General features: G+C 43.3%; 7 protein-coding genes and 1 pseudogene. 1 reads left to right on the top strand and 7 read right to left on the bottom strand.

Annotated elements, in window-relative coordinates:
* The 6 genes and pseudogenes from EAE92_RS15495 to EAE92_RS15470 all read right to left on the bottom strand — a co-directional run.
* Window positions 1-1,345 (bottom strand): annotated as a pseudogene (locus EAE92_RS15495) (ImcF-related family protein); the annotation flags it as partial.
* Window positions 1,342-2,460, bottom strand: coding sequence for a hypothetical protein (locus EAE92_RS15490; RefSeq protein WP_214068711.1), 1,119 nt, complete (start codon window positions 2,458-2,460; stop codon window positions 1,342-1,344). The gene EAE92_RS15490 and the pseudogene EAE92_RS15495, both read right to left, overlap by 4 nt.
* A 551-nt stretch (window positions 2,461-3,011) precedes the next feature.
* Window positions 3,012-4,118 carry a T6SS immunity protein Tli4 family protein gene (locus tag EAE92_RS15485; RefSeq protein ID WP_214068710.1) on the bottom strand — a complete coding sequence of 369 codons (1,107 nt, stop codon included), beginning with the start codon at window positions 4,116-4,118 and terminating at the stop codon, window positions 3,012-3,014.
* A gap of 118 nt (window positions 4,119-4,236) precedes the next feature.
* Window positions 4,237-5,343, bottom strand: coding sequence for a T6SS immunity protein Tli4 family protein (locus tag EAE92_RS15480; RefSeq protein WP_246545235.1), 1,107 nt, complete (start codon window positions 5,341-5,343; stop codon window positions 4,237-4,239).
* Entirely contained in the window at window positions 5,336-6,988 is a 1,653-nt protein-coding gene (locus EAE92_RS15475; RefSeq protein ID WP_214068709.1) for an esterase/lipase family protein, read from the bottom strand. The genes EAE92_RS15480 and EAE92_RS15475 overlap by 8 nt, the downstream gene beginning before the upstream one ends.
* A gap of 3 nt (window positions 6,989-6,991) precedes the next feature.
* Window positions 6,992-9,517, bottom strand: coding sequence for a type VI secretion system Vgr family protein (locus EAE92_RS15470; protein WP_214068708.1), 2,526 nt, complete (start codon window positions 9,515-9,517; stop codon window positions 6,992-6,994).
* Between the two features lie 1,173 nt (window positions 9,518-10,690).
* Here EAE92_RS15470 and EAE92_RS15465 point away from each other — a divergent pair.
* On the top strand, window positions 10,691-11,647 hold the full coding sequence (locus EAE92_RS15465) for a hypothetical protein (RefSeq protein WP_422616061.1): 957 nt from the start codon (window positions 10,691-10,693) through the stop codon (window positions 11,645-11,647).
* A 269-nt stretch (window positions 11,648-11,916) separates the two neighbouring features.
* Here EAE92_RS15465 and EAE92_RS15460 read toward each other — a convergent pair whose 3' ends face one another.
* A complete protein-coding gene (locus EAE92_RS15460) occupies window positions 11,917-12,780 on the bottom strand; it encodes a helix-turn-helix domain-containing protein (protein ID WP_214068706.1) in 864 nt (287 codons plus the stop codon).
* Between the last annotated feature and the right edge of the window lie 437 nt (window positions 12,781-13,217).

The raw sequence follows: 13,217 nt of genomic DNA, 5'->3' as shown, positions 1-13,217 counted from the left end.
TATTGACCTGCGCATAATAGGGCAGCACCGTCGTCAACAGTTTCTGATTCTGACTCAAGCTAAAACGCTCATACCACGGCACGCCATGTTCAGCCCGGTATTGCAGCCGGCCCACCTCGTTACGCAGGTCCTTTAAGGCCAGCAATTGGGCGCCTGAATTTTCCGGACGCGCTTTCAAGTCATCTACCGCCGCCTGCACCTCGGCTATCTGGTTACGGTTGGTGAAAAAAGAGAGCACCATGCCGGCGCCCCACAATAAGCCCAACACTATCAGGCCACGACAGATGGTTTGTGTGCGGAGCATGCCAACCCGCTGGCCGTGGAAACGACGACTGCCCTCCAACACCCCCTGCCAGGCCGAGTCGGGCAGCCAGCCCTGCGGGACTCTGGTCGCCTGCGCTTTGAGCGGTAAGCTGAACATCAGACCGCGCAGCGATACCACATCGCCATACTCCGCTAACCACGGCGTCAGGACCTGTTTCCAGTGAGCAATCCCCTGTTGTTTCAAGTTCGCGGACAGACGACAGAGAAAATCGTGGGCCGTTTTCTCCAGCAATTGCTGCATGCCGCGCCGACGCAGCGGGTCAACCAATTCTTGTAACTGGGTCGCCACGATATCCGGTGTACAGCGTTCAGGAAAAAAGCAGCCGACGGCCTGAGTGATGCGGCCTTCCTGAGACCAGACGCTGTGACACACCTGCCACAGGTAGACCGGAGCCTGCCAGCGTAACTGTTGGGCCTGTTTTTGCAACATCCGCAAAGCCTTATCCATCCACGCCGGCTGCGCGCTTTGGTTTTCGGTCAGCGCCCAGACAATACCATTAAGCGGCCGGTAACGGCGCAGGCGACGCAGCGCCATCAACTGGGCGGTATTCGGTTCAGCCTGCAAACTGCCGCCCCAGAGCAACAACGAGCGATAACCTTCCTGCCAATACGCGGTGGTCAGCCCCGGCGCGATGGCTTCCACCTGCTCCACTTCGCCCACCACCAGTAAAATCCGCACTTTATACCACCAGAACCGCCCGTAACGGAGGCGCATGCGATCGCCCAAATCACTCAATACCAAAGCGGCCTGGCTAGAGCGACCCGCTGCCCGCTCGATTTCAGGTCTGAGTTTCTTCTGTGCTTTATTCTGCCGAATATGCCACCAGACAGCATTGCCAAATAAGCCTATTAATAGGATCGGAAAAACTGTGGCGTAGGCATACAATGCGGATTTAAGCAGCCCTCGTTCCTCAAGTAATGTTTGATTCAAGTAGATCAACATGAGAAATATCCCAGCAAGGCTAAGGGTAATAAAAATATATCCAAAATAGCCATATTGGTGATGTCGATTAACTTTCATTGATGTAATTCCTTAGTCATTAAATAGAGGCTAGCGCTCCCCTCGGGTAATTGATTGATAACGATATGATCGCTACCGGTCAGGCTAATTGCCTCAGTTAGCATGGCTGATGCCAAAAATATCGATAGCGGCCCCGGAGGACCAAAAGTATGATCGATTAAATGAACCGAATTTTCGGTAAAAAGATTAAACGCAGAGTCATGACTGTTAATTGTCAGTTCAGTCAGAGCATCATTCGTGACACCCGTTAGCCAAAGGTGCCGCATGTTATTTTTATCAATACGGTTATATTCAAACAATATCTGTAAGTCTTTGATTATTTCTCCGGGTAATGAAGGTAATGTTCGCCCCATACCGGCAAGGACATTGAGTTTTTCCTGCGTAGCAAATTTTGTCGACGAAAATAATTGAGCCGAGACAAATTCACTGTAGGCTTTCTTATTGTTTTCAGAAGGCCAGCGCTGGAATGCGATAACCATTATTAGCCCTTCAAAATCATCCTCATTGTATAATTTATCGATCTCATCCCGGTTTATTATCGGTAAAGGACTCATTTTCCACTGTCGATATATCGCAGGCTTATAAGAAGCGTGATCCTCGGAAGCAATATAAATCTGGCGTAAAAGAGAGCGATAACCCGGACACTGTTTTTCAAAATCCTGATCAATGTTAGCCAATAATTGCCGTCTATCACTCGATGGCAGAGATAATGCCCGCCCTTGCTCAGGAAAAGCAGGAATCTCTTTCGCATCACCTAACAGCGACGCAATACCTTGTTGCTCAGGCGTCAGAATAATATTACCGATCACCGCCAGTTGTTTTCTGCTCCATTGCTGCCATTGGAAACGGGTTTCGGCACTGGCTTCTTCCCAAGCGTATGCCGCCGCGCAATATTGCTCATAGCGATTTAATACCGCACCAAATAATAACAGCCACACCAGAAAGGACGGTAAGCTGCTATAAATCGCCGCATGATAGAAATCGGTGGTGTCTTTTATAAAAGCATAAATCAGTGTGCCGGCAATCAGTATTAAAAGTAAAATGATAAACCATAACCGATAACGCAGAGGCGACACTGCTTTAAGTTCCGGTATTTCAGGTATGGGCCAACTCATAATAATAACTCGATATTATCCTGGGAAATGGAATCAAAAACAGGCAACAACAATCATATACCACCATTGAATGCATACCTTGTTTCGCATTTAAATAAAAAATCAGGCCACCGATTAATTTAACCGGTTTGTCTTTATCATAGAACGTTAACGCTGTCACGCTTACAATTCTACTTTGATCAGTGATATGACTGATAAACATAATTATCTCCTCATATTCTCATCCGTTTAACCATATGATCTTATCCATATCATTAGAAAGAAGATAAGGGAGCCACTCATTAATACAGCGGCAAAAATCAAGAATGACGCACTCCAGTATTTCTTATCTTGAATGCATTTCTTTATCCGACAAATGGCAGATACATCAAGCATCACAATTATCGGCCAGGTGTAAAATAATAAGAAAATGTAAGCTAATAACACCAAGTCCCAAAAATCAAAACTAATCATATCGAACCCCACTAACTGGTTATTTCTTTAAACATCTGGTTTCTCCTTCCGCTGATGGTTAACCCTTGCATCCCATAAAGGGTTTTATTTGAAATGTATTATTGCCGTTTAAAAGCTCCGGGCCTTTTACGAAAAGTACTTGTTACCACATCCCAAAACTTTATCAGTTCATTTTCACTGAACGGCGTTGCGGATAACCGATCATTTCTCAGATTAATTCTAACAAAAGGGTTCTTATAATCCCCGATTGTTTCATTAGCAACTAAAATAAATTTATATCCCGGAATTTTGGTTTCCGGTTCATCAATTTTTTCTGTCGGAGCGGTCGTTAAAACTTCCTCCGTATAAGTGCCATTAATTTCCCGTTTTTCTTTCCTTATTATCTTAGCATGCATGGACAAAAACATACCTTCCATTCCCCTCAGACGCTCTAACAGATGATCTTTCTCTTGAAGATCATTCAATATTTCAACACTGAAAGTAAAATGATCACTTTCATTTCGCTTATAGACAAAAGTCATATTCTCTTTCTCATCACGACTACCAGTAATAAAACCATCAGGAATACAGGTGCCTGCCTCTGTAGGTATTTCTGTATCTTTTCGGCCGCTGATTCTGGATAGCAATCTTTTCATCTTCTCCAGGGTTTGATATAACTGATTGTATTGCCTTTCAGAAAACCCATCTCTGATATAATCGTCCCTATCTTCTTTATATTTATCATCTGATAACTCAGTAAACTCCATTGTCACAATAAAAGCGACACCATGACTATACAAATGCGCTTCTAATACTCTGGCATAACCAGGAATACCAGAACTTTCATTCCTGTCGAAGATTACACCTTCCATATCATCCGGGAGGCGATAGACTTTCTTTAAAAAAGGCATATCTTTTGGTTTAACAAATTGCATTGTTTTTAACTCCTGCTCTCTTGCCGCTATCCGATATTCAAATTCAGGCGGGTACAAGCGTTCAGTTTCTATTCTCGCATCACCAATAAATATCCCTCGATTGGCAACATTTTCAAATCCAGCAGGAAGATCTATCAAATAACGGCCAACACAACGAGGCTGCATATTCGCTAACATTTCAGTTGTCACTTTCTTTTCCTTTTCAGTTAAAATCGGGTAATAAAATACGGGCATATACCACCATAAGGTATAAATAACCGCTAAAGTCAGTAAGGTTGTTTTCCTATTCAATTTTCACCACCTGCACTGCTTTAACAACTGAATGTAAACCAGTATTCATACTTGTTTCTCTTCTTTCATCCTGATGGTTAACCCTTACATCCCTATAAGGGGTTTTATTTGAAGCATGTTATTGCCGTTTAAAAGCACCGGGCCTTTTACGAAAAGTACTCGTTACCGCATCCCAAAACTTTATCAGTTCATTTTCACTGAACGGCGTTGCGGATACCCGGTCATTCGTCAACTCGATATTAACAAAAGGATTCTTATAATCCCCAGCCGTTTCATTTGCAACTAAATTAAATACATATCCCGGGATTTCAATTTCCGGTTGATCGATGACTTTTGTCGGTACTTTTGCTAAAATTTCCTCTGTATAAGTTCCATGAATTTCCCGTTTTCCTTTCCTTATTAGCTTAGTATGCATAGCCAGTAATACACCTTCCATACTGACAATACGATCTAACATATGGTCTTTCTCTTGAAGATCATTCAATATCTCAATACTGAAAGTAAAATGATCACTTTCATTTCGCTCATAGATAAAGGTCATATTCTCTTTCTCATCACGACTACCAGTAATAAAACCATCAGGAATACAAGTACCTGCCTCTGTAGGTATTTCTGTATCTTTTCGGCCGCTGATTCTGGATAATAAGTTCCTCATTTTCATCATCGTTCTATCTGTAGCCTTTAATTTATCTTCAGAAAAACCATCTTTGATAAAACCGGCTCTATCACGAGCATATTTTTCATCAGACAAATCCATAAATTTCATTGTTATAGTAAAAGCAACCCCATTGTTATATAAGTGAGCTTCTAATACTCTCGCATAGCTCGGAATATCAATATCTTCGTTTTTTTCGAAAATCACACCTTTCAAATTATCTTGAAGGCGATAAACTTTTCTTAAAAAGGGCATATCTTTAGGATCAATAGTTTTAGCTTCCTTTAACTTCTGTTCTCTTAACTGTATCCGCTGTTCAAATGCAGGTGGATATAAACGCTCGGTTTCTATTTGCGCATCACCAATAAATATCCCTCTATCGGCAACATTGTCAAATCCAGCAGGAAGATCTATCAAATAACGGCCCACACAGCGGGTCTGCATATTCGCTAACATTTCAGTTGTCATTTTCTTTTCCTTTTCAGTTAAAATCGGGTAATAAAATACGGGCATATACCACCATAAGGTATAAATAACCGCTAAAGTCAGTAAGGTTGTTTTCCTATTCAATTTTCACCGCCTGCGCCATCTTCACAATTGAACGTAAGGTGAATAACCGGGCAAACGTCTCTTCCGTCTCGCTATTTCCTTTATATGCACCTTCATGGTCAACTTCTGTTGCCAGCAAGCTGCGTAAATATTCGGTGGTAATACGGCCAGACTTCACTGGCACCGTCCCATCTCCCGGCTCTTTGGGTGGTGCCATTCTAAATGTAATATTTTTATATCCCCACGATGAAAGTCCAGCAGAAAGATGAACAGTGCGGGTTGAACCTGCTTCCATATTAATAGGATCGTATAGTGGCTGATCAAATGCCATACCGGAATAATCCCCCGGCCTGCTATAACTATTATCACGACTATATGTATTATAATTCGGTTTATCCTCCTGCCATGAAATAATGCCATACGATAGGTTTTTCTCACTGGCACCATAAAAAGCATAAGTATTCGGGTGATATTTACCACTCAAGCTTTCAATAAATGGCCTAACTTCTTTCCTTATAAGATACGTATAATTTTCCCAGCTTTCATTATCTTTCCATTTATCCTTTTTATCCGGGTTTAAAAACCGGGTTTCACACAATCCCCACCAGCGCTCCTTTTCTAAATAAATTTCTTCATACGGATCTGATTTCGGCAGCTTATGCGTTACTTTACCATCGGCAATATGTAACCAGCCTCGACCATACTCCTTTCCCGGCAGAAGCTGTAATGGGCCGGGAGACTGTGCCAGCACTGGAGTCATATCTTCACCATCGTAACCCACAACCAGGCTTGTCTTACCATCTTCACCGGTTTTCATCCTTTTATAGGTGGTCGGGGCACCCGTAGCAGGCATCACTCCATGCACAATGCCTAAAATTTTATCTCTGCCATTCAGCAGTTCTGAATAATAACGAGCAACCAGCCCCCCCATTGAGTGAGTGACTAAAATCACCTTTTTAGTTGCACACCGTTTACCATAGAAAGCTAAAACCTTATCCACATATTCCGCCAGCCGCTTGGCAGACTCCTTATTAGATTGCAACCAGTTATAGCCCATCACATGAACCGGGTAGAGAAAATCATAACTATGGTCAACCTCTGCCTCGGTCAGCGGCTCTTCCCCCCACTCCGCATTCAGGCTCATATCAACCATACGTTGCCGAAGGGTTTTTTCCCCCTTCCCGGCCAGACAATACTCAAAGGCCAGACGCTCATCATCCAACACCGCTTGAAGCCAGGGCAGGAAAGTGCCATAGCTAATATGGGCTATCTCCCCCCAACCACGCTGCTTGCAAGTCTGGAATTTATTCTTCTCAGTGTGATCAGGCGTAATATCCCCTGAATCATCAACTTCCGTCCTATTCGGGTCTAACGTTTCTTTCCTGTAAGATGCGCCCTTGAACATCCATAATAAAACGTCAGTACTATATGTTGAATTTAATCGCCAGACTGACTTCCCCTTCTCTCCCTCCTGTTCCGGTTTTAACTTTAAATTACTCCCCATCACCCCCGGCAGAAAAATCACCGGGATCACTTTAGTCGCGTATTTCAAACAAGTCGCCACCAGATTTTCTTCAATTCTGGCATTCGGCACGTTGTAATAAGGGAGACCAAGTTCATCATATTCAGGGTGAATAAAAATCTCGTTTTCCTTCGGTTCACTCATCATTTACTCCTCGTCTTTTATTTTCAATTGACTGATTTCCACCCCAACCTGTTTTTGCAAAGGGGTTTTTCCATTCTGTATGGTTGATAATGCCCGTACGCCGCCATCTTCGGCATGGAACTGCATATTCTGACGGTCTAACGGAGAAACCTTATAAGCCCGTACAGCCTTCGGCGTTACAGCATAATTCGCGGTTTGCCATTGCTGTACTGTCTGGCTAACACTCTGCCCGCCAAATTTCTGCCACGCTGTCGCCCGTTGGATGATGTGATTGGGCGCACCACATTCCACCTGACCATTCCCTATTCGGATATAACCACCGCCACTGACCAACAAAATCTCCTGTTTGGCACTGATGATCACTTTCCCTTCATGGCTATTCACCGTGATATCTTTCAACGCCGCCAGCCCCATTGCATCACCCTGCGCTTCAATCTCTACCCGGCCTTTGCTGGCAAACAGTTTGATGCCCAGTTTTTGGGCAAACAGGCTGATCCTTTCACCTGCCGCTACCGTGAATTTTTTCAATACGCTGAAATCGGCATTTTTCCCACTGGTGGCGATAATATTTTCCCCGGCCGCCAACTGGAGGCTTTTTGCCGTCGTCTGCGCGATACCCTCCGGCGCGGAGAGTAACAACGCGGATTTTTTCAGTTCAGCTAATGTTTCACTTAACAACGCCTTCTGTTGCTGCAAATCCGCCAGTTCCGCTTTAGCGATTTCAGCCGCGCCGCATAATGCCTCGGTTAAGGTCTGCGCTTGTTGAAGTTGATTCAGCGCCGCCTCCATCGCCAGCACCTCACCCCCCGCTTTGGCCTGTTTATCCGCGCTGATAAACAACCCTTTACCGGCCCGGATCACGCCCCAGTCGTCGGTGCGCAGCTCAAAGCCTTCACCCCGTTTATCCGGGTGTGGGCGCTGGCTATCAACGAGATGACCTAGGTTCAACTGGCTTTTACCGCCGTATTCGGTACTCAGTTTGATATGTTCCCGACCGCGTTCGTCACCCATCCGCAGTTTGTTATTCGCCGGGGTGCGCAGAATGTTGCATTTGTAGTTGTAGAGATTGACGTGATCCGGGTGCTCCGAGTCATGCAGGGAATAGGCGATGTAGGGCCGGTCCGGGTCGCCCCCTTCAAAGGCGATCGCCACTTCGGTGCCTTCCAGCAACGGCCAGTGAAAGCCATACTTCTCCCCCGCGTACGGGCGTGCCAGACGCACCCACAGGCTTTCTTCCCCTTGCGGCCATTTCTCCCGGTCAAAGTTAAACGCCACCCGATACAAGCCGTTTTTGTCGATGTCGCCGTAGGTATCATTCACTTGCGTGCTGCTCACCCGCGCGGGTATCGTGCCCGCCATCACCGGTTTCGGTACCCGTTCCGGGCGAAAGCAGACGGTTTCGGAATAGGGAATGGCGGTGAACGCCATTTCAAAACTGCTGTCCCGGCGGGCGCTGTTGGTGATCTGGATGATTATCGCCCCTTTACGAAACGCTTCCGGGGCGTCTCCCTTCACTTTCAGTTCCTGCCCCGGCACCAGCGTGGCGGAGGTGGTCATTCCCCGCAGGCGAATGCGTTGATTCAGGTAACGCTCATGATGCAGGCGGGCATAAAATACTCCGCTTTCCGTCTCCGGTTGATAGGCGTAACGGTCGCCGGGTATCCGGTAGTCATCGCGGTAATGGTACGCTTCGCCATAAGTGGTGCGGTCGCCCCGTGCCACATCCACCTCGGTGTTCAAGCCGGGATACGGCCGCGCGTCGTGGTAGTCATAATTGCGGGTCGCCACTTTTCCCTCCACCACCTGATACGCGGTTTCCATGCCCCAGACCACCGCGTCCTCTTCACCGTGCATGCCTGACGGATGGCGGGCAGGCAGGTAGACGTTGAACTGGTAATCACGCTGGTCGTCGTAAAACTCCACCACATCGATCTTTAACCGGTCATCGGCGGTCACTTTGTACCAAATACCCACTTCCGCCAGTAGGCGTTGGATAAAGCGCAGGTCATCTTCGCCATACTGCATCACCTGTTCCCGCCTCGGGTAGCTGTACGCCAGACTGAACAGGAAATCCTGCCCGCGAAATTCGTGCCGCTCCCGCAGGATTTTCTCCACAATCTCCGGCACCGACAGCTTTTGGTAGATAGCGTATTGATGGCTTCTCGCCAGCAACGCCAACCGTGGCTCTAGCGTCACTTCATAGCGGCTTTCATCCCGCGAGGTGGAGAGCAATTTAAAACCGCTAATCACTCCGTAAACCGAGCGCAATGGCGCCGGGGGTTCGATCGGCCAGCCCCGTATCCCCGGATTGATCTCAGGCGAAGTCAGGGTAAATGCAGCCTGCTGCATCAGCATCTGTGCCGGTTCAATCCCTTTCTCCACACTGGTGAATTCAATGGCATAGCGAAACGGCTGGCTTAAGGCTTCCTGCCCGGCAAAGGCCAGCACGTCCAGCGGGGCTTTATTGCCCCACACTTTTAGTCTGTAGCGGCTGTGATCAAAGATGATCATCGGTGTTGGATTTGTCATATTTTCTCCTAAGTCTTCTGCGATCATGAGTAAACAATAAGAACTCAATATAGGGCCATGTCATTATGGTTATATCGGGAAATAACCCACGCCGGTATTTCCCGATCGGCAGTTAAGTAAACCGTAGATATTTACCCGGACCATGCATGCTTTCGTAATACATCAATACATGCACAGAATGAACGATTTCTAAATTTTCCTATCTTCTTGGCGGGTGCTTATAAAGATCAACTCTTTTTTCAAAAAAATACGATTTTTAATGTACACCCTTTATCTCTGCCGATATAACAGTATGTCGAACAGAATATTTAAACTCCATAAACAGTAACATGACATTTATTGACAAAAATAAGCTTGCATTGATTGCCATAAAATGAGAAGGACTTGAGCATTCTGTTATAATCAGATAATCCCCCATGAGAGCAATATCCTATTTTCATTCCTATTCAATATGTTACATGGATTTCAATTTCATTATTCCTTTTTAAATATCACGCATCAATTCACTGTAAAAAAGAATAATTCTCATTCATGCTATACTAATAACAAGATATCCAGTGATGTAAGGTAAAAAAATAGATCAATCCTTATTGCCACCGGGCAAGTGTAAAGGCACTACCACGAATACAATCCGATGGATTAATCAGAATATTGTTAATGATACTCTTTCAGGATATCTATCCTTTTACTGCTCTAAGAGTTAGCAATTCGATTAACCTATTCAAACAACCCATTATCAGAATGCATGTAAATTATATTTTACGCTGATATGCCCGCCATTTATTCCTTAATCTTCTACAGCAAGATAAATTATTTATAGAGCAAGACAATTCTCTTAATTAGCCGATAAAAAAGTCAAGACTTTTTTATCATAAAATGCCTTTCATTTAATTTTCATTAAACTTCAAAATAAATCACTAAACGTTTCCCAGTAAAACAGTCAACAATCCCAATGAATATGATATTCATTGATAACATGCGCATTTGTTCTTAATGAGAATTTATTCACAAAGATAGAGATAAATGAGTACTAAGACGTGGAAAATAATTGCCAATTAATCAATAAAGTAACTTTTTGATGTTAAATAAATTCATCAAGTAATGGAACTATCTACCTTGTTAAGCTGTCATAAATTAATGATATTCATTCCCCTATAATTAAGGATAGAAACTATAATGCTAAAACAAATTATCTCAGCTACTCTGATTTTTAGTCTACTGTCAACTGCCGCACTCGCAGGAAAACCACAAAACTATCTCTACACTTCATCCGATGAGTTCGATCAATTACGTCCTCTGTTAGAACGTCAAGACATTGATGGTGTACAAATTGTTTATAGCTGGAAACAATTGGAGAGCGAGCCGGGGAAATATGATTTTTCCGCCATCGAAAAAGATCTGTCGTTGCTTAATAGAATAAAAAAGAAGCTGTTTATTCAGATCCAAGATCGCTTTTTTGAGAAAGATGCCCGCTACATTCCATTTTATCTCCAACAAGACACAAAATATCAAGGCGGTTTAGTTGCTCAAGTTGATAATCCCGGTGAAGGCAAAGCACAAAGTTATGGTTGGGTCGCTATTCAGTGGAATACAGCGTTGCGCAAAAGCTATCAGAATCTGCTTTCCGAACTGGCAAAAGAATTTGATGGCCGTATTGCCGGGATTAATCTACCAGAAACCGCCATTGATATTGACATGAAACAGGATAAAACCGGTTTTAGCTGTGACCGCTATTTTGCCGCCGAACTTGATAATATCAAATTCGCCCGCCAGGTATTTAAAAAATCCTACGTGGTGCAATACGTTAATTTCTGGCCATGTGAATGGGATAATGACCATCAGTATATGTCTCGCTTTTTTAATTTTGCGTCGAAAAATAAGATCGGTCTCGGCGGCCCCGATATCGTACCGTATCAATCTGCTCAGATGAAAAACGCTTATCCCTTTTTCAATCGCTACAAGGGCAAACTGGATTTGGTGGCAATGGCAGTCCAGGAACCCACGCTAACCTATACTAACCCAAAAACCAAAAAACCCTTCACTCAGCAGGAGCTTACCAATTTTGCCGAAAGCTATTTAGGGGCGAACATCATTTTTTGGAGCGCCGCAACACCGTGGCTAAAGCAGTAAAACCAAGACCATGCAGATTTGTGCATGCACAAATGGGCGGTCCTGACACCAGACAAGAATGAATAAGTATGTCAGGCTTGTCGTATACGTTGCCCCAAAAGGCGAGGAACAGTCCATTTTTCCTCACCATTACCAGATATTCACTCGGAATATTCAAATAAGAATTATAAATATAAATTTATCATTTAGGTACAGTGAAAAGTCTTTATAATTATCTCCACATAACAACAACGCGGAGCTTACAATAATCCTCTCCGCGTAGGTGAATTTTAACTCATGTCATTGACTGAATCGATGAAACGATTAAGTACGCTTGAGTGCGATTTAGATTTATAAATATAACATTGATTTGCTGCACCAGGTTTTTCAATAGGAACAAAACTCAAAGCGTCTCCCCCTTCCAATTCGTCAGGATGAGAATCGGTAATAAATATATAATCTCTGGAATAAATGAAATTCATGCAGCATCCCATATTATCCATCTGACGCATATTTACTTTTCCACCACTTTGAATAACTTCTTCTTCCAGGTTTTTAATGAAACTACTTTTATAAAGTACAGGATCGCATAGCCAAGTATTACTCTTGAGCAATTGCATCACATCGCCACCAGCAATATCCAATAATTCTTTTCGGCAGCAAATTCCCAATTCAGGCCCTTTTATTTTACGAATGAGACTAAAACGGTCACTTAGTATCTTTTCTGAGCTCAGAATGAGCGTGTTGCCGTCGTAATCCACTATTTCTTCAATGTTATCATAACTAAACCGGAATATATTTACCTGAGAGCTATTTCTGTCAGCTGCTTTATATAAATAAATAAGATGTTTGTTTTTCCCCCAATCGTAATAAATATTAACTATGTTACATATACTACCACTGATATGTTTTTTAGTTATTTCTTTTTCTTGTAAATAAAGATCTTTAAGATCATTATATAATTCTAAACCATCTTTAGTCAGACTCATCCCAAATTTCTCCCTTTTGAAAAGGCGCTTCCCTAATGTTGCCTCGAAGTCTTTGATTGATTTAGCTACTGGAGGAGTTGTACGGTTCATCACTCTTGCCGCTTTACTTAAAGAACCATTTTCCACCACTGCCATGAATGCTTCTAATTTACGAGAAAAAAACATAATTCACCGTTCCTATATAACTTGTGGCTAAAATAATTTCTTTGAAATAGCCTTCACCAAATGACAGCTAAATCAAGTTTGATACTGTGAAGGCATAAATTTTGTACAAAAAAACAAATACTTCTCAAACATATACCACATAAAAAAAGCGTATGTTCAATACATAGGTGGCTCAATAAACTCTATTATTCATGTTTATCATGGTTCAAAAATTAATCTCAACCAATCAACCATTAGAAAATATAAACATTACTAACGAGCTCAATTTTCTATCAAAGATTAGGATAGGGTTCTACATTTTTCAGTAATCAATTTTTGTAACACTTGAGATAAAAACGGTCTAACAGAGGCTGTTTCTCACCACAAATTATTATATTTTCCACAACAAATTATAATATTAGGGGGGGCCGTTACTATTTCGTACTGACCATTGTCAA

It is taken from the genome of Photorhabdus hainanensis (assembly GCF_018448965.1).
GTDB classification, from domain to species: domain Bacteria; phylum Pseudomonadota; class Gammaproteobacteria; order Enterobacterales; family Enterobacteriaceae; genus Photorhabdus; species Photorhabdus akhurstii.
This window is presented reverse-complemented; position numbering and strand designations above follow the sequence as displayed.

What these genes read in the sequence shown, in the direction of transcription:
- EAE92_RS15490 (WP_214068711.1), bottom strand. Translation starts at nt 2,460, where the DNA reads ATGAGTTGGCCCATACCTGAAATACCGGAACTTAAAGCAGTGTCGCCT.
- EAE92_RS15475 (WP_214068709.1), bottom strand. Translation starts at nt 6,988, where the DNA reads ATGAGTGAACCGAAGGAAAACGAGATTTTTATTCACCCTGAATATGAT.
- EAE92_RS15460 (WP_214068706.1), bottom strand. Translation starts at nt 12,780, where the DNA reads ATGTTTTTTTCTCGTAAATTAGAAGCATTCATGGCAGTGGTGGAAAAT.
- EAE92_RS15470 (WP_214068708.1), bottom strand. Translation starts at nt 9,517, where the DNA reads ATGACAAATCCAACACCGATGATCATCTTTGATCACAGCCGCTACAGA.